Source organism: Neisseria sp. P0009.S007 (assembly GCF_051962515.1).
Genome location: NZ_JBQCVF010000023.1, coordinates 1 through 18,559 on the forward strand (window position 1 = coordinate 1; position 18,559 = coordinate 18,559).

General features: G+C 46.4%; 15 protein-coding genes and 1 pseudogene. 10 read left to right on the top strand and 6 right to left on the bottom strand.

The window, feature by feature from the left end; all coding sequences use genetic code 11:
- From ACTHS3_RS04010 to ACTHS3_RS04025, 4 genes and pseudogenes are all read right to left on the bottom strand, one after another.
- Positions 1-401, bottom strand: a pseudogene (locus tag ACTHS3_RS04010) (hypothetical protein); the annotation flags it as partial.
- A gap of 68 nt (positions 402-469) precedes the next feature.
- Positions 470-742, bottom strand: coding sequence for a BolA family protein (locus ACTHS3_RS04015; RefSeq protein ID WP_049322785.1), 273 nt, complete (start codon positions 740-742; stop codon positions 470-472).
- On the bottom strand, positions 739-1,029 hold the full coding sequence (locus tag ACTHS3_RS04020; RefSeq protein WP_004519663.1) for a YciI family protein: 291 nt from the start codon (positions 1,027-1,029) through the stop codon (positions 739-741). Before ACTHS3_RS04020 ends, ACTHS3_RS04015 begins: the two co-directional genes overlap by 4 nt.
- A complete protein-coding gene (locus ACTHS3_RS04025) occupies positions 1,029-1,562 on the bottom strand; it encodes a septation protein A (RefSeq protein ID WP_049336720.1) in 534 nt (177 codons plus the stop codon). The genes ACTHS3_RS04020 and ACTHS3_RS04025 overlap by 1 nt, the downstream gene beginning before the upstream one ends.
- A 353-nt stretch (positions 1,563-1,915) precedes the next feature.
- Between ACTHS3_RS04025 and ACTHS3_RS04030 the strand changes: the two genes are divergently transcribed.
- The 10 genes from ACTHS3_RS04030 (at position 1,916) to ACTHS3_RS04075 (ending at position 16,183) form a co-directional block, all read left to right on the top strand.
- Positions 1,916-3,904 carry a FimV/HubP family polar landmark protein gene (locus ACTHS3_RS04030; protein ID WP_004519665.1) on the top strand — a complete coding sequence of 663 codons (1,989 nt, stop codon included), beginning with the start codon at positions 1,916-1,918 and terminating at the stop codon, positions 3,902-3,904.
- A 227-nt stretch (positions 3,905-4,131) separates the two neighbouring features.
- Entirely contained in the window at positions 4,132-4,977 is an 846-nt protein-coding gene (gene truA, locus ACTHS3_RS04035) for a tRNA pseudouridine(38-40) synthase TruA (RefSeq protein ID WP_004519666.1), read from the top strand.
- Between the two features lie 314 nt (positions 4,978-5,291).
- Complete coding sequence (porB, locus tag ACTHS3_RS04040; protein ID WP_070503692.1) at positions 5,292-6,353, top strand: trimeric porin PorB; 1,062 nt, start codon at positions 5,292-5,294, stop codon at positions 6,351-6,353.
- A 468-nt stretch (positions 6,354-6,821) separates the two neighbouring features.
- Positions 6,822-9,116 (top strand): NosR/NirI family protein, encoded by a 2,295-nt coding sequence (locus tag ACTHS3_RS04045; RefSeq protein ID WP_191620597.1) that lies wholly within the window; start codon positions 6,822-6,824, stop codon positions 9,114-9,116.
- Positions 9,117-9,225: 109 nt separating this feature from the next.
- Positions 9,226-11,193 carry a TAT-dependent nitrous-oxide reductase gene (nosZ, locus tag ACTHS3_RS04050; protein WP_004519669.1) on the top strand — a complete coding sequence of 656 codons (1,968 nt, stop codon included), beginning with the start codon at positions 9,226-9,228 and terminating at the stop codon, positions 11,191-11,193.
- A gap of 198 nt (positions 11,194-11,391) precedes the next feature.
- Positions 11,392-12,771, top strand: a complete 1,380-nt coding sequence (locus ACTHS3_RS04055; RefSeq protein WP_100066638.1) for a nitrous oxide reductase family maturation protein NosD — start codon at positions 11,392-11,394, stop codon at positions 12,769-12,771.
- A 56-nt stretch (positions 12,772-12,827) separates the two neighbouring features.
- Positions 12,828-13,727, top strand: a complete 900-nt coding sequence (locus ACTHS3_RS04060) for an ABC transporter ATP-binding protein (protein ID WP_004519672.1) — start codon at positions 12,828-12,830, stop codon at positions 13,725-13,727.
- The gene (locus ACTHS3_RS04065) at positions 13,724-14,554 is read left to right on the top strand and encodes an ABC transporter permease (RefSeq protein WP_004519673.1); all 831 of its coding nucleotides are present in this window, start codon (positions 13,724-13,726) and stop codon (positions 14,552-14,554) included. Before ACTHS3_RS04060 ends, ACTHS3_RS04065 begins: the two co-directional genes overlap by 4 nt.
- Positions 14,551-15,045: a nitrous oxide reductase accessory protein NosL gene (locus ACTHS3_RS04070; protein WP_004519674.1), complete on the top strand. Its 495-nt coding sequence runs from the start codon at positions 14,551-14,553 to the stop codon at positions 15,043-15,045. Before ACTHS3_RS04065 ends, ACTHS3_RS04070 begins: the two co-directional genes overlap by 4 nt.
- 118 nt (positions 15,046-15,163) lie before the next feature.
- Positions 15,164-16,183: an FAD:protein FMN transferase gene (locus tag ACTHS3_RS04075; RefSeq protein ID WP_070587445.1), complete on the top strand. Its 1,020-nt coding sequence runs from the start codon at positions 15,164-15,166 to the stop codon at positions 16,181-16,183.
- Positions 16,184-16,778: 595 nt separating this feature from the next.
- On the opposite strand, the gene ACTHS3_RS04080 is transcribed toward ACTHS3_RS04075, so the two are convergent.
- Positions 16,779-17,690 carry a MetQ/NlpA family ABC transporter substrate-binding protein gene (locus ACTHS3_RS04080; RefSeq protein ID WP_070587443.1) on the bottom strand — a complete coding sequence of 304 codons (912 nt, stop codon included), beginning with the start codon at positions 17,688-17,690 and terminating at the stop codon, positions 16,779-16,781.
- Between the two features lie 194 nt (positions 17,691-17,884).
- The coding region (locus tag ACTHS3_RS04085; RefSeq protein WP_440367223.1) for a methionine ABC transporter permease at positions 17,885-18,559 on the bottom strand (675 nt) is incomplete at its 5' end.

Consider the following 18,559-nt stretch of genomic DNA (forward strand, 5'->3'; position numbering starts at 1 on the left):
ACAGGATATTGACGGACGATATGCGCCGCGAAAGCTTGGCCTAACAAATCATTTTCGAAAACTGCCCATTCGGTTTTGAATGTGGCTTTTTTATCTGCACCTTGCTTGGCGGCATCGGCACGCGCTTGCTCCAATGCAGTTTTGAATTCAGCGCTTTGATCCAGTTTTAATTTTTTAGCTTCTTGGGTAACAACAGTGCTGATAACTTGGCGTTCAGTCAGCATTTGACGCAATTCAGGAGTGTCTTGAACGTTCGGGTTGCTGGCGCGTACGGAAGCAACTTGGTCATCGATAACGCTGCTGTCGATGGCTTGACCGTTGACGGTCACCAAAGTTTGGGCAAACAGGGTGCCGGTAGTCAGGGCAAGCATCAAGGCTGAAGCAAAGTAGGTTTTTTTCATCGTATTTCTCTTTTAAATAATGATTGGAAATAAATTAATGATTAGAAATCAAAGTTTAAGTAGTAATCTTAATGGAAGTATTCGTCCGGCGTGGCCGCTTTGATACTGAGTGCATGAATCAGGCCGTCTGAAAACAAGTCTTGCAAAAGCTGCTTAATCATACGTTGCCGCTGGAGGCGACCGATATTTTCAAATGCGTTGCTGACCACCAATATCGCATAATGCCCGCCGCCTTTATTGCCGGCATGGCCGGCGTGCAGATGGCTCTCATCTTCAAAATCGAAGAACTCAGGCTCAAGTGCCTGCAGGCGTTCCTCGATAATTTGACGCATATTGCTCATTTGAACACGGCTTTAAAGGGTTTAATCAATACTTCTGCGTATACGCCGGCATCGACGTAAGGGTCTTGTTCAGCCCATTCTTGTGCTGCGTCCAAAGATTCAAATTGAGCCACAATCAGGCTGCCGGAAACGCGTTCCGGATTGTCTGGTAGAGGATTGGGGCCGGCAGTCAGCAGACGGCCTTGCGCTTTCAATTCTTCCAAGCGTGCCAAATGAGCAGGGCGGGCTGCCATGCGTGCTTCGTGGACATCTTCGGCATCAGTGGCCAAAAGCATGAAATATTCCATTATTGATCCTCCTTAGGCTGGAAACGCATCAGATACATGCCCTGTGCGATAGAAAAAATGATTGTGAAACCCAATGTGCCGAACAATTTGTAATTGACCCATTGGTCTGGAAAATACGTAAAGACAAAGAGATTGGCAGCCCCCATAAAAATCAGGAAGCCAATCCATGCATAAGTCAGGCGCGTCCATACAAAATCAGGAAGCTGCATTTCTTTACCCATCACGGCTTTTAGCCCGTTTTTACCGGCAAGATGGCTAAACAGCATGACGATTGCGCCGATCCAAAACAGAACGGTCGGTTTCCACATGATAAAGCGGTTGTCTTTCAGCAGAATCGTTGCACCGCCAAAAAAGACAATCAAAATCAGACTGACCCATTGCATGGTGTCCAGTTTGCGGTGTTTCCAAAAGGTCAGCGCAGCTTGGGCAATACCGACTATAACCGCAACAGCCGTTGCGGCAATCATGTCTTTGGTGATGATGTATGTGATGAAAAATAAGAATACGGCGAATAAGTCGCTCAAAACCTTCATATATTAATGATGAAACTAATTGAGTAAATGCTAATCATACAGGGAGATGTGTTTTTTTGCACCTTTCCCCATGACTTTAATACCACATATATCCATATGAGATATTTGTTTTGGGTTGGCGAAATTTGTAAAAAAGAAACACAAGCATGCAAAAGTAATAGATTTACCAAGGAATTTCAGGCTGAATAGCCTGTATTGCTTGGCAGAAATGGGTTAAAAATATATCATGACGTAATATCTAGTAAATATATGGTTAAATGCGCGCACATTGGTTAGTACCATAATTTCCGAACAGGGGATCAGTTTTGAAAAAACATCACAATATTAAATTAATTACAGCTTCTATCGCTTTAATGACATCGCTCAGCGCTTCTGCAGGTTTGGGCGGTTTGAACGTTCAATCTCATTTGGGTGAGCCTTTTACAGGCAGTATCACTGTGACTGGCGAGGAAGCTCAGGCTCTGCTTAATGGCGGTAAGGCCACTATTTCAAATGGTAATTTGCGCGCGGCGGTACGCAAATCAGGCGATAAGGCAGTCGTTACCATTCGTTCCTCTAAAGCCATCAAAGATCCTGTTTTGGTTTTCCAAGTAGGTGTCGGCGCGCAATCGCGTGAATACACTGCTATCATCGATCCGGCCGGATACGACGCTAAAGATGCGGCATCCGTCCGCCCCCGTCAAACTGCCGAATCCCAATCCTTCGAGCCGACACGCAATGCCCAACAGCCTGCAACTAAAAACAATAAAGCAGTAGGTAATCAGGCAGCTCAAGCGCGTAAGGATGTGCAGCGTAAGGCTGAGAAAAAACAAGTTCAGACGGCCTCTGCTAAAAACGACACAGCTGCACGTTCAGGTAGACAGCATTTGGTGCGTACGGGTGAAACCCTGATTGCCATTGCGTCCAGCATCCGTCCGCAAGGTATGACCTTGGATCAAACCATTCAAGCATTGGTTAATGCCAATCCGGATGTGTTTATCGATAACAATGCCAACCGTATGTTGGCAGGTAAGGTGCTGAATATTCCAAACCGTAGCGAATTGCAACGTTTGGCTGCTTCTGCTCCTGCTAAAACTAATACGGCAACAGAAAAAGCCAATGAAACCGCTAATGCAACAGAGGCTAAAACAGAAAAACCTGTTGTTCAGCCTGAGGCTCAAACTGAAGCCCAGGTTAAAGATGCTGGCGTAAATACACAGCAACAGGAAGAAGTAAAACAAGCTTCAGCTGAACAAACAGAACAAGCAGCATCTGCAGCGGTTAATGAAAATGCCGCATCGACTGTTCCTGCATCCGATATTCAAGAAGCTATGGCTTCTTCTGATGCTCAAGAGAATGTAGTGGCTTCTGAGTCTGTTGCAACCACTGATTCTATCGCGGAGCAAACAGAGGGCGAATCAAATGGCAATTTATGGAAATGGTTATTGGCAGGCGGTGCAGCCCTTATTGCTGCTTGGTTGTTGTTAAAAGCTGCGGGTAAACGTAAAGACGAGCCTGAAGCAGCACCTGTAAGCCGTATGGATGAAGAGAAGGCTGTACAGAAAGATGTTGCTGCTTCAGCTGCTGCGGTTGCTGCAACTAAAGTAATGCCGTCTGAAAAAACTCAAGATGGCCTGCTTATCGAAGACGATTTTGAAGATGATGTGGTTATCAATGAAGTAGAAGAATCTTCCAATATCGATGATGTCAAACTTGATTTAGGTAAGATTGACAATAGTCAGGCAGGTATTCTTTCAGGTGCAGTAACGCATGATGTTGAGACAGAACAACGTCGCCATGCTGATTGGGACAATATCGAATCAACAGAAAGCGTGTACGAACCTGAACCAGAAAATCCATATCAGCCGGTATCCGTTGTTATGCCTGAACGTAAAGAAGAGCAGGCAAATACATTTGCTGAGTTTGATTTGGCGGCAGAGAAAAAAGTCTCCGAGTCAAGAAATGAAGAGCCACTCGAGTTTACGGTAGAAACCCCTGAAGCTTCAGACGGCCATGCGTTGCCATTCGAGATCAAGCAAGATCAAGACTTGCAAATTCAAGGAACCAAAGAAGAAGTAGAGAAAGAAGAAGCTGCTTCTGAGTTTGTGATTGAAGAAGGTGCATTGGAATGGGGAGCTGAAGATGTTTCAGTAGCCGCCGATAAAAGCAATAGTGAAAGAGGCTTTGTTTCAGAATCAGTTGGCATGACTGCACCGCTTGAAGCCAAATATGATTTGGCTAAGATGTATATCGAAATCGGTGATCCTGAAGCGGCTCGAGAAACATTGCAAGGGCTGATTGAGGAGGCTGAAGGCGATATTCTGCATAAAGCCCAAAAACTGATGAAAGAACTTGGCGCGTAAGTGCTAGTCAAATGAAGATGCCGTTTCAGACGGCATCTTTTTTATGGTAAATTAAAAAGCAAGATTTTATCTGAGTCTATTATTGGTTGGGTAAGATTTCAGCTTTATATGATGGTTGAAGATGAAGGCCGTCTGAAATACAAAATGGAGGCGTGTGTTAATCACGCCTTTTTAATATTTGTTACTTGAGCGTAGGCAACAATATCAATTTACAAGAAGTATAAGAAATGACTGAACAAGTAAATACAACAGGACATCTGGTGCAGCGCTGGGCTTTGACCCTCTCTTATGACGGTAGTCGTTTTTATGGTTGGCAAAAACAGGCTGGAGATTTGCCGACTGTTCAGACGGCCTTAGAGCAGGCATTAACTTCAATAGCAGGAGAGCAGATTAATACTATTGTTGCAGGAAGGACAGATACGGGTGTACATGCGACAGCTCAGGTCGTACACTTTGATACATCTGTAAGCCGTCCGGAGCAAGCGTGGGTGCGTGGAGTCAATGCGCATTTGCCTGACGGTGTGGCTGTATTGCTTGCGCAAAAAGTTGCACCTCATTTTAATGCTCGATTTGATGCTTATGGCCGGCATTACCGTTATTTGCTGGAGTCATCTCCGGTTTGTTCTCCGTTGTTGGTTGGCAGGGTGGGGTGGACACATTTGAAATTAGATTTAAATCTGATGAGGCAGGCTGCTGCTTTATTGGAGGGTGAACATGACTTCTCCAGCTTTCGTGCGGCTGAGTGCCAGGCAAAATCGCCTATAAAAACGCTATATAGGGCAAGTATTAGTGGGACTCCTCGTTATTTGTGCCTTGATTTGCATGGAAATGCATTCTTGCATCATATGGTGCGCAATATTATGGGCGCATTGGTATATGTGGGAAGTGGTAGGATTAGTGTGGATGAATTTCAGTCAATCTTTTATGCAAGAAGCAGATTGAAAGCGCCTCCGACCTTTATGTCTGACGGTCTATATTTGACAGGCGTTGATTATCCTGATGAGTTTGGGGTGGTAAGACTGCCTCTGCCTGAGTGGATGAATGTTTCGGGTAACGTTTTTCAGACGGCCTAATTGGCGGATTGTTGGTATAAAAGCAACAAAATAGCTGGATTGATGTGTAAATTAATAAAGTGTTGTAAAAATGCACAATTGGTTTTAAAAGAAATTTATCATTGATTTTAAATAATAAATTTCATTTTTTTAGGCTGTGTTTGCCTTTGCTGGGTTTCAAGGGTGGTGGGGGTGGATTGAATAAAGTTTGTTTTTTTAGAGAGGAGCAATTATAGTAACAGTCATGGAATCGCTGATTCCAGCGATAATGTAAGCCTAAGCGGATTGTCCGGTCTGCTTAAGTTATTTCTTCACAATAGAAAAGGAATACAGCAATGAAAAAATCTCTGATTGCTCTGACTTTGGCAGCTCTGCCTGTTGCAGCTATGGCTGATGTGACTCTGTACGGTCAAGTTAAAGCCGGCGTTGAAATTTCTAAAGTAAAAGTGGGTAAAGCTACTTCTAAAACTGCTACTGAGATTGCTGACTACGGTTCTCGCATCGGCTTCAAAGGCCACGAACACTTGGGTAGCAACTTGAATGCTATTTGGCAAGTTGAACAAAACACTTCTATCGCCGGTGGTGACTCTGGTTTTGCTAACCGTGAATCTTTCATTGGTTTGGAAGGTGGTTTCGGTAAAGTTCGTGCCGGTAACCTGAACACTGCTCTGAAAGACAGTAGCGACAGCTTCGACCCTTGGGAATCTGGTGCCGCTAACGCAGATGCTCTGCAACTGGGTAAAATTAAACGTGTAGATACTCGTAAAGTATCTGTACGTTACGACACTCCTGTATTTGGTGGTTTCAGTGCAAGCGTACAATACCAACCTCGCGACAATGCTAACCCTGGCGATAAATACACTCACACTGTGAAAAGCCGTGAATCTTACGATTTGGGCCTGAACTACGAAAACTCTGGCTTCTTCGGTCGCTATGCTGGTTCTTATGCTAAACGTGCTGACTTGGATGCTGGCTACTTGGATGCATTCAACGGCAACACTACTTTGGCTGCTGGTGCTTACAAAGATCACCAAGCACACCGTCTGACTGCTGGTTACGATGCTAACAACCTGATGGTTGCTGTTGTAGGTCAATACGAAGGCTTCAAAGCTGACGTAGCTGGTGCTAAGAAAAACGAACGTACTGAAGTTGGTGCAACTGCTGCTTACCGCTTCGGCAACGTAACTCCTCGTGTTTCTTACGCTCACGGCTTCAAAGCTAAAGAAGATGGCGTAAAACAAAAAAATAGCGCTTACAACCAAGTTATCGTTGGTGCTGACTACGACTTCTCTAAACGCACTTCTGCCCTGTTGTCTGCCGGCTGGTTGAAAGAAGGCAAAGGCGACTACAAATACGAGAAAACTGCTGGTACTGTTGGCCTGCGTCACAAATTCTAATCTGACTTAAGATTAGTCTGAAAAAAGAGCCTGTTTTATATAGGCTCTTTTTGTTTTTGTAAGAAATGTATTTTGTCATTGTAGGGGTAGGTTAAAGTATTTTCGATATTCGTTTTCAGGCGGCCTATGGAAATTTAAGTCAGGTTCTATTCTATTTAATATATGCTAAATGAAATTTCAGAAATTGTTTTGAGTATTATTATAAATAAGTTAATAATATGGGGATGATTCTTGGATTGAGTTGATTTTCCTATGTTTCATGCCTAATAATAAAAGGTTCATCTAATGTAGTTCTAAAGTATTATTAGTATGTAGAATCTGGTTTTAAGATTTGTAAACTTGATTTTAATCAAATTATTGCTGATAGATGATTCATATAATATAAGTGTTTAGAGTATCGATATATCGGGAATAGCCATGTCCTGTCTTGAAATGAAGTGCTTAAGTGGCATTTGGAAACGAATCCTTATGCTGTTTGCTGTATTTTTCGTGATGATGGTAAGCCTGCCTGCTTACGCGGAACGCTTGCCTGATTTCTTGGCAAAAGTTCAGCCGTCTGAAATTTTCCCAGGTGCTGACCGCTACGGTAAGCCTGAAGGTAAGCCCTTGGTTGCTCGCGTGTACAAGGGCGAAGAGCAGCTTGGCTTGGTTTATATCACGACTGACGTGGTCAATACGCGCGGTTATTCGAGCAAACCGATCGATACGATGGTTGCATTGGCCAATGATGGCACTATTGCCGGCGCAAAATTGGTTGAGCACCATGAGCCGATTATGCTGATCGGTATCCCGCAATCCCGTGTCGATAAATTCATTGACAAATATATCGGCTTAAATTTTATTAAAAACCCGCCTCAACCAGGTGTTGCACCAGGGGATATTATTAGTGGTGCGACTGTGACCCTGATGGTCATCAATGACAGTATTCAGCGCTCTGTTAAAGCAGTAATCCATCAATATCATTTGGGTACAGATAAAGCAGTTCAAGCCGGTACGGCAGCTGCTTCCGACGAACAGTCTGCCGAGCCTGCCGTTCAAACCCGTCCGCGTCGTGTTGCCAATCAAGACAAACAAGATATCCTGTCATGGAATGCGCTTTTGGAACAAAAAGCCGTCGGTCATCTGCATATTTCTATCGACGAAATCAATAAACTGTTTGAGAAAAGCGGTAAAGCAGGTGTGGCAGATCATGCGGAGCAGGGTGATGGTAACGATACATTTATTGATCTGTATGTTGCCTTGGTCAGCCAGCCTTCCATCGGTAAAAGCCTTTTAGGTGAAGCCGGTTGGAACAACCTGCAAAAACGTTTGAAACCTGGCCAAGAAGCCGTGATGGTGGCCGGCGAAGGTCGCTATTCTTGGAAAGGTTCGGGTTATGTTCGCGGTGGTATCTTTGACCGTATTGAAATGATTCAAGGCGATACCAGCTTCCGCTTTACCGATGCGCAACATGAACGTGTAGTTGCTTTATCCGCCGAAGGTGCGCCTGCATTTAAAGAAGTTTCTTGGTTCACTATCCCCGAAGGTGTGGAATTTGATGGTGCTGAACCATGGCGTTTACAACTGATGATTCAACGTGTGTTGAGTGTTAACGATAAGGCTTTCGTAACTGCAGATTTGGATTACGAATTGCCAAAAGGCTACTACGTTGACGATCCTAAAGCACCGCCGGTTGAAATTAGTGCACCGGTTGAGCCGGTGGCTGTGGCAGCCTCTGCTCCGGAAGAAAGTACAGGTATTGCAGAAGATGCAACGGCTGAGGAAGGCGTATCCAACCAACTTTGGAAACAGGTTTGGAAAGCCAAACAAGGTCAAATCGTGGTTGTCGGTATTGCTTTGACAATTCTTCTGTTGGTATTCCTGTTCCAAGATTGGATTGTCCGTTACGAAAAATGGTATGACCGATTCCGTCTCTGTTTCCTGACCTTTACGCTGTTTTATATCGGCTGGTATGCTCAGGCACAATTATCGGTAGTGAATACTTTGACGTTGTTCTCAGCTGTTTTGACTGAGTTCCACTGGGAATTTTTCCTGATGGATCCGCTGGTATTCATTCTGTGGCTCTTTACAGCGGCGACCATGCTGTTGTGGAACCGCGGTACATTCTGTGGATGGCTGTGCCCTTTCGGTGCATTGCAAGAGTTAACCAACCGTATCGCTAAAAAATTGGGTCTGAAACAAATTACAGTGCCACACTTGTTGCATACCCGTCTGAGTGCGATTAAATATGTAATTTTCTTCGCTTTGCTGGCAATTTCCCTGTACGATTTGGGTACGGCTGAAAAATTTGCTGAAATTGAGCCTTTCAAAACTGCAATTATTTTGAAATTCATGCGTGAATGGTGGTTTGTTCTGTTCGCCGCCGCTTTGCTGATTGCAGGCTTGTTCATCGAACGTTTCTTCTGCCGTTATCTGTGTCCTTTGGGTGCAGGTATTGCATTGCCGGGCCGCTTCCGTGTGTTTGATTGGCTGCGCCGTTATAAAATGTGCGGTAACCCATGCCAGATTTGTACACACGAATGTCCCGTACAGGCAATCGCACCTGAAGGCGACATTCATCCGAACGAATGTATCCAATGTCTGCATTGTCAGGTAATGTATCATCACGATACGCGTTGTCCCCAAGTAGTGGCAACGAATAAGAAAAAACAAAAACAAGCGGCGGCAAAAGCTGAACAGCATGATGCGGCAGTGACGCAAAATGCTCAAGAACAAGTCGTCCAGTTTGTTAAAAAAGAATCGGCAATCAGTGTCGACAAGTAGTAATTTATCAATAAAAAAAGAGGGCTGTATCGGCAGCCTGACTTAGAAAGTTTTTCATCGGCAGGCCGTCTGAAAAATCGGCCGCCGGATTTTATCCAAGGAGTGTCGTATGTCAGACGAAAAATTAGAACAAAACGGCTTAAGCCGTCGTTCATTCTTAGGTACTGCCGCTGCTTCCGGTGCGGGTATTGCTGGTGCCGGTTTGTTGGGCTTGGCCGGTTGCTCTAACGGCGAGGGTGATAAAGCTGCTGCTTCCGGTGCTGCACCTGCCGAAAAAGCCGCTGCTCATTCTGCCGAACCGGGCAAACAAACTTCCGAAGTTGGTCCAGGCGAACTTGACCAATACTACGGTTTCTTGTCAGGCGGTCAATCAGGTGAAATGCGCTTGATCGGCGTACCTTCTATGCGTGAGTTGATGCGTATCCCTGTGTTCAATATGGACAGCGCTACCGGTTGGGGTCGTACCAACGAGAGCCTGCGTATTTTGAATGAAAAAATTACGCCGGAAACCCGTAAATTCCTGCAAGACAGCGGTCTGCGTTGCTACCCTAACGGCGACTTGCACCACCCGCACTTGTCTTTCACCGACCAAACTTACGATGGCCGTTATGCTTACGCCAACGATAAAGCAAACACCCGTGTTTGCCGTATCCGCTTGGATGTGATGAAAACTGATAAAATCATCGATATTCCTAATGCTTCAGGTATCCACGGTCTGCGTCCTCAACGCTATCCGAAAACTGGCTACGTATTTGCCAACGGTGAGCATATCGTTCCTGTTGACGGCGTAGGCAAATGGGATGATCCTAAAACTTGGAATGCCGTTTATACTGCAGTTGATGGCGAAACCATGGACATCGCATGGCAAGTATTGGTAGACGGTAACTTGGATAATGGCGATGCCGACTACCAAGGTAAATACTCTTTCTCTACCTGCTATAACTCTGAGCGCGCTCTGACTGTACAAGGTGCATCTTCTAACGAACAAGACTGGTGTGTAGTATTTAACCTGGCCGCCATCGAAGAAGGCATCAAAAAAGGCGACTTCAAAGAAGTTAACGGCGTAAAAATGTTGGACGGTCGTGCGGAAGCCAACTCTCCATACACTCGTTACATCCCGGTTCCTAACTCTCCTCACGGTTGTAATGCAAGCCCTGACGGCAAATACATCATGCTCAACGGTAAACTGTCTCCAACCGTTACCGTATTGGATGTTAGCAAACTGGATGACTTGTTTGCAGGTAAAATCAAAGAGCGCGATGTTGTCGTAGCCGAGCCTCAACTGGGTCTTGGCCCATTACACACTGCATTTGACGGTCGCGGCAATGCCTATACTACATTGTTTATCGACAGTCAAATGGTGAAATGGAACATCGACGACGCGATTAAAGCCTATAAAGGCGAGAAAATCGATCCGATCAAACAAAAACTCGACGTTCACTATCAACCGGGTCACAACCACACTACCATGGGCGAAACCAAAGAAGCCGACGGTAAATGGTTGGTATCTTTGAACAAGTTCTCTAAAGACCGCTTCTTGAATGCCGGTCCTTTGAAACCTGAGTGTGACCAATTGATCGACATCTCCGGCGACGAAATGCGTCTGGTGCATGACAATCCGACTTTTGCCGAACCACACGACTTGTGCTTGGTTGCTGCGTCTAAAGTGAACCCAAGCAAAACTTGGGACCGCAAAGACCCATGGTTCTGGCAAGAAGCTTTGGAACAAGCTCAAAAAGACGGTGTTGAGCTGGAAAAAGCTGCCAAAGTCGTACGTGAAGGCAACAAAGTACGCGTGTACATGACTGCCGTTGCGCCTGCTTACAGCGTTCCTCAATTTGAAGTGAACCAAGGCGACGAAGTTACCGTATATGTAACCAACGTTGAGACCATTGAAGACTTGACTCACGGCTTTACTTTGGAAGGTTATGGCATTGCTATGGAGATTGGCCCGCAAGCTACATCTTCTGTAACCTTCAAAGCTGTCCGTCCAGGCGTACACTGGTACTACTGCCAATGGTTCTGCCACGCATTGCACATGGAAATGTCTGGCCAAATGATTGTTAAACCAAAATAATTTCGGTTTGATGATTTAATTCTTCAGGCCGTCTGAAAAAACATTCTTTCAGACGGCCTTTATAGCAAAGTTGTTTGTCGGCCGATATGGTCACAAAATGAAAGCCATCATCAGACAGCTTTGCTATAACACCAAAATACCTGTTTCCGCATCGGTTTATCATGCGGCAAGCAGGCCGTCTGAAACAGAGATATGATTATGACGCACACACAAATCCATCGTTCCAAATGGCAACGTGCCGCACTCGTATTGCTGCTTGGCAGCATGGTTCAGACGGCCTTTGCCGCAGTCATCAACGTATCCGCACAAGACAATCTCAATGATGCTTTGGCGCGCGCCCAAGCCGGCGATACGCTCAAGCTTGCCTCCGGTATATACAAAACCAAACTCTATATCGACAAACCCATTACCATCGAAGGCCCTGCCGACCGTTCCGCCAAGATTGTCGGCGACCGGAGTGGGAGGACGGTTGCCGTTCATGCGCCTGATGTAACTTTGCGCAATCTGACCGTTTCCCATTCCGGCATGAGTTTGCCGGCAATGGATGCCGGTATCTATTTAGAAGAGACGGCAACGCGCGCGCTGGTGGAGCATAACAACATCGTCGACAATTCCGTCGGCGTGTATATTCACGGTGCGGCAGAATCCATGGTGCGGGAAAATAAAATCATCGGCGATGCAACCCTGCGCGTCAACGAACGCGGCAACGGCGTAACCGTCTGGAATGCGCCCGGTGCGCAAGTGATTGATAACGATATTTCCAAAGGCCGTGACGGTATTTTTTCAAATACCAGTACCCATAATACCTACAAAGGCAACCGTTTTAGCGACTTACGCTTTGCCGTCCATTATATGTACACCAATGACAGCGAAGTCAGCAACAATATCTCCGTCGGCAACAATATGGGTTATGTGCTGATGTTTTCCGAACGCCTGAAAGTGTATGGCAACATTGCCGTTGGCAGCCGCGACCAAGGCATTATGCTCAACTACGTCAATTATTCCGAAATTCACGATAATGTGATCAACAAGGCAGGCAAATGCGTGTTTGCCTACAATGCCAACTACAATAAAATTTTCGACAACCATTTTGAAAACTGTCAAATCGGTATTCACTTTACCGCGGCCATTGAAGGCACAAGCCTGTTCAATAATTCGTTTATCAACAACGAAAGCCAAGTCAAATACGTCAGCACCCGTTTCCTTGATTGGGGCGAGGGTGGTCGCGGCAACTATTGGAGCGATAACAGCGCCTTTGACCTTGACGGCGACGGCTTCGGCGACAGTGCCTACCGTCCCAATGGGATTATCGACCAAATCATCTGGCGCGCACCCGTCGCCCGGTTATTGATGAACAGCCCTGCCATCAGCATTGTCAAATGGGCGCAATCTCAATTTCCCGCCATCCTGCCCGGCGGCGTAATTGACAGCAAGCCTTTGATGAACCCTGTCCGCAATAAAACGACAACCAAATACGAAGCCATGAAGGACGAATTGCTGCATGAAGCAAAAACGCACCAATCCGAATGGGGTAATGCCGAAAACGGTGCGTTGACAGGCGGAAATGCCAATATGTAACCTTTCAGACGGCCCAATATCAAAGGCCGTCTGAAACATTCACTAGAGGAATATCCATGAGCAGTACCAACCACGTTGAATTAAGAAACGTGACCAAGCAGTTTGGCAGCCAAAAGGCCGTCAACCAAGTCGATCTGGTTCTCAAGGCTGGCGAGAGCGTCGGCATGGCAGGACACAACGGTGCAGGCAAATCTACCATTATGAAGCTGATACTCGGCCTGATTACGCCGACCGAGGGCGAAGTGATGCTTTTGGGAGAGCCGACCGGCAGTAAAGCAGGGGCGCAGCGTCGCAGCCAAATCGGTTACCTGCCTGAAACGGTTGCATTGCACCCTTCATTGACCGGTATCGAAACCATGGATTTCTATGCCAAACTAAAAAAACAGCCCCTGAGTAAAAACCGCGAATTGCTCGAGCGTGTCGGCATTTCCCAGGCCGCACGCCGCCGTGTCGGCACTTACTCTAAAGGTATGCGTCAACGCCTCGCTTTGGCACAAGCCTTGTTGGGCGAGCCTAAAGTTTTATTGTTTGACGAGCCAACTACCGGCCTTGATCCGGCTTCACGTCAAATGTTTTACGAAGTTGTGCGCGAACTCAATGGGCGCGGCGCAACCGTATTGCTCAGCACCCATGCACTGGCCGAGCTTGACGGCCACGCCGACCGCATCATCGTTATGAAAAACGGCGTGAAAGTTGCTGACGGCAGCATGGATGAGTTGCATGTTCAAAGCGGTCTACCGCTGACCGTCAACGTCCGCTTGAAAGAAGCGCGCCCGTTGAGCGAGCGTTGGCATCCGCTTTCAGACGGCCTGTCGTATAAAGCGCAATGTAAAGCCGAAGAGCGTATGGGACTTTTGAGCGAATTGGGTGATTTGGGCAGTCTTGCCTACATCGATATCCACACGCCAACACTTGATGATATGTACGCGCAATTCTTGAAGAGGGAAGACGTATGAACCCCGTTTGGATTATTACCGGCAAAGAAGTCCGAGACAGCCTGCGCAACCGTTGGGTTCTTGCCGCCGCACTTTTGCTTGCCGCATTGGCACTGTCATTAGGCTTTCTCGGCAGCTCGCCTACCGGTTCGGTCAAGGTTGATCCCTTGACGGTAACTGTAGTCAGTCTGTCCAGCCTGTCTATCTTCTTGATCCCGCTGATTGCGATGTTGCTCTCTTATGATGCACTGATCGGCGAAATCGAGCGCGGTACAATGGCGTTGTTGCTAAGTTACCCCATCTCGCGCAACCAAATCCTTGCCGGTAAATTTATCGGCCACCTCATCATTCTTGCCCTTGCTACCACCGCAGGCTACGGATTGGCAGGTATTACCCTTCAGCTTGCCAACGGCGGTTTTGATATTGCCGCATGGCAACCTTTCGCCCTTTTGATTGCTGCCAGCGTGATTCTTGGCGCAGCCTTTTTGTCCATGGGCTATTTGATCAGCGCAAAAGTTAAAGAACGCGGTACAGCCGCCGGTATCGCCATCGGCGTATGGCTGTTTTTTGTCGTTATTTTCGATATGGCGCTTTTGGGTGTTTTGGTTGCCGATACCGAACAAGTCATTACCGCGCCTGTAGTGGAAACCGTTCTTCTGTTCAACCCCGCAGACATTTATCGCCTGCTGAACCTGACGGGTTACGAAAATACAGCCATGTATGCCGGCATGGCAGGTTTGAGCGAACAAATCAGCCTGAGTATGCCTATTTTGCTGACGGCTCAGGTATTATGGGTTATCATTCCTTTGATTTTAGCCGCCTGGATTTTCGGAAAGCGACAAATATGAGAAAAATATTATTGACAACCTTCACACTCATCGCATTGGCAGCCTGCAGCAAGCAGGACAACAGCCCTCCGCCTGCGCCCCAACAAATCAGCGACAGCGCGGTCGGTCATTACTGCAGCATGAATTTGACTGAACACAACGGCCCTAAAGCGCAAATCTTCTTGAACGGCAAACCTGACAAACCGGTTTGGTTTTCCACCATCAAGCAGATGTTCGGCTACACCAAACTGCCCGAAGAGCCTAAAGGCATTCATGCCATCTATGTTACCGATATGGGTAAAGTCAAAGATTGGGAAAAACCCAATGCTGACACTGAATGGATAGATGCGAAAAAGGCCTATTACGTTATTGAAAGCAGCTTTATTGGCGGCATGGGTGCGGAAGACGCGCTTCCGTTTGCCGACAAGGCTCAGGCTGAAAAATTCGCCAAAGAAAAAGGCGGCAGAGTAGTCGGTTTTGCAGAGATGCCCGACGAATACATTTTCAAATAAAACAACCAATAAAGGCCGTCTGAAACAGTTTCAGACGGCCTTTGTGTTGGAAGCTGCCGATTGCTGATTTAATGAATGCGGCTTTCAATATAAAGATAAAAAATCTAAGGAATACTTTATGTCCACCCCTTTAACGCGCCGCCGTTTCCTTGCCATAGCTGCCACCCTTGCCGCCGGTGTCAGCATTCCTTTTGCCATCAGCCGCAAAACCAATCAGCTGACTCATTCAGCCAGCCCGAATCAAGAAGGGCAGCCTGTTATCTGGAAAGGGATTGCATTAGGCTCGGGTGCGGAATTGCGTTTGTTCGGCGTTGGGCGCAGGCAGGCGGAGATACTGATCAACAAAGTATTGGCAGAAGTTTCACGGTTGGAAAAAATCTTCAGCCTGTATCGGGACGACAGCCTGATCAGCCGTTTAAACCGAGAAGGCCGTCTGAAGAATCCGCCATCCGATTTTTTGCAGCTGCTCAGTATCAGCCGAGATATCCATCAGCTGACGCAGGGTGCATTTGATCCCAGCATTCAGCCTTTGTGGAATCTGTATGCCAACTATTTCAGGAGAAACCCCAAAACCGAAACGCCACCATCTGAACGCAGTATCAAAGACACGCTCAAATTAGTGGATTTCAACAAAGTCGATTTTGATACTAAAGAAATCCGTTTTGCCCAAAAAGGCATGGGCTTGTCGCTTAACGGCATTGCCCAAGGCTATATCACCGACAAAGTAGCCGAATTGTTGAAGCAGCAAGGCGTTACCCAGGCATTGATTGATATGGGGGAGATTTACGGCTTTGATAATGCCAACCAGCGCGAGTGGAATGTCAGCATTCGCAATCCTGACCAAGAAGACCAAATCCTGACCACCATTGCCATGAAAAATCAAGCGTTTGCCACATCGGGTGGCTATGGCACGGTGATGGACGAAGCTGGCAAATTTACCCATCTTTTTGATCCGCGTACAGGCGGAAGCCAACCGCGCTATAAAAGCATGAGCGTCATGGCGGAAAGTGCGGCAGTTGCCGATGCTTTTTCTACCGCATTTTCTATTATGGATGAAGCGGCCATCCGAGCAGCGGCCCAAGTTAAAAAGGCACAGGTTTGGCTGGTGATGCCAAATAATGAATTGAAGAAGATTTGAGATTGAGAAAAAGAATAGTTTTGCCAGTTGCTTTGAATATATGAATAAGGGAAAGTCTAAAATATTGAAATAATGAAATATAAAAAAAGAAGGGCTGCCCAAGGGGCAACCCTGAAACTCTTGCAGCTGGGAGTAATTAGCAAGAGATTACGACACTTAAAACAAAAATTCACTCATTTCAAAGCACGAAGCTTTAATATCTAAGCAAAACGGTATTTCGACCGCTCAAACCCCTTCGATACGGAGAAACACAACATACATGGGAAAATCCGACAAAGTGGTTTGAAGCAATTCAGATGAACGGTCTGTAATGCAGATAACCGGATATCTTTAGATAAACGGTATAATATCAGGATAAGCGGAACATTACTAGTGAATATTATAAAAAAGTAGAATAATTCATTTAGTGATTGATTATATTGAATAAAAACATGATTTCTTATTGAACTTTTTTACAACATATTGATTTGGTTTTAAAAAGGGAATTACGTAAGTATTTGGCGTTAATCAAAAAACTTGTTTTGAGCTTTGAGAAGAGATAATCAATAGAAAAAGGCCGTCTGAATGTTCAGACGGCCTTTTTTCAAAAAGTTACTTATTTGGTTGCAGAAGCAGTAGAAGCAGCTTCGGCTTGAGCGCCTGCAGCTGCGTTTTCACCCCATGCCGCAGGATATTTGTAACCGGCAAAGCGTTTTTGTGAGTAAGCTTTGAACTCGTCAGAGTTGTAGGCTTCGGTTACATCTTTCAGCCATTGGCTGTCTTTGTCGGCAGTGCGGACGGCAGACCAGTTAACGTAGGCAAAGCTTGGCTCTTGGAACAGGGCTTCGGTCAGTTTCATGCCGCTGCTCATGGCGTAGTTGCCGTTAACGATGGCAAAGTCAACGTCGGCACGGCTGCGTGGCAGTTGGGCGGCTTCAAGCTCTACGATTTGGATATTTTTTGGATTCTCGGCAATATCGTTTTTAGAAGCAGTCAGCGGATCAACGTCGGCTTTCAGTTTAATCCAGCCCAATTCGTTCAACATAACCAATGCACGGGCAAAGTTGGATGGGTCGTTAGGCGCAGAAACGCTGACGCCGTCTTTCACTTCGTCCAAAGATTTCAGTTTGCCAGGGTACAGGCCCAAAGGTGCAGTCGGTACTTGGAAGGCTTCAGTGATGTCCAGTTTGTGTTCTTTTTTGAAGTCATCCAGATAAGGTTTGTGTTGGAAGATGTTGATGTCCAATTCGCCTTCAGCCAAAGCAAGGTTGGGGCGCACATAGTCGGTGAACTCGATCAGTTTGACTTTATAGCCTTTTTTCTCCAAAGCCGGTTGGATTTGGTCTTTTACCATATCGCCGAAGTCGCCGACGGTTGTACCGAAGACGATTTCTTTTTTCTCTGCGCCGTTGTCGGCAGAAGAAGCAGCAGAGGCAGCAGGCGCGCTGTCTTTTTGACCACCGCAGGCAGCCAATACGATGGCCAGCGCAGCAGCAGAAAGGGTTTTGAAGAATGTGTTGGTTTTCATATTTTGCTCCAGATGGATGATAAAACGGTTTCAGACGGCCTTAAGCTGCCGCCGTCAAAAAAAGAGGAATTGTAAATCTATTTTGGGAATATGAGGGTGTTTTTTGTAGATTTATTTGGTATATCCTAATATGTTCTAAATAGATAACAGGCCGTCTGAAAAATAGTAAGTCCATTTCAGACGGCCTGGTTTGTTTAACGTTTATCCAGTTTGCGCGCCAATCTGTTGCCGATACCTTGAATCAGGATAACGAGTAAAACCAGGATGGCAACGATGAAGATGATGACTTCCATTTGATAGCGGTAGTAGCCGTAACGGATAGCAAGGTCGCCCAAACCGCCGCCGCCAATCATACCTGCCGCCGCGCTGTACGACAAAAGGCCAATAGCCAGTACGGTAATGCTGGAAACCATACCTGCGCGCGCTTCATTCAAAAGCACTTTGCAGATGATGCTCATGGGTGAGGCACCCATTGCGGAGGCCGCTTCAATTACGCCTCTGGGTACTTCGCGCAGGTTTTGCTCAACCAGACGGGCGAAGTAGAATAGGCCGGATACGCTCAATACCAATGAGGCGGCAACCGGGCCGATGGTCGTGCCGATGATGGCGCGTGTAACAGGAATCATGGCAATCATCAGGATGACGAAAGGGAATGCGCGCATCAGGTTGACCAGGTTGTCCAAAAACAAATTCAGCTGTTTGTTGTAGTGCAACTGATGGCTTGACGTCACAAACAGCAATACGCCCAAAATCGTACCGAAGATAACGGCGAAAGTAGTCGATAGGCCGACCATAATAAAGGTTTCGCCCAAGGCTTGGATAATTTCGCCCTTCATGCTGACGATGGTCTCAACAGCACTTTCAAATGT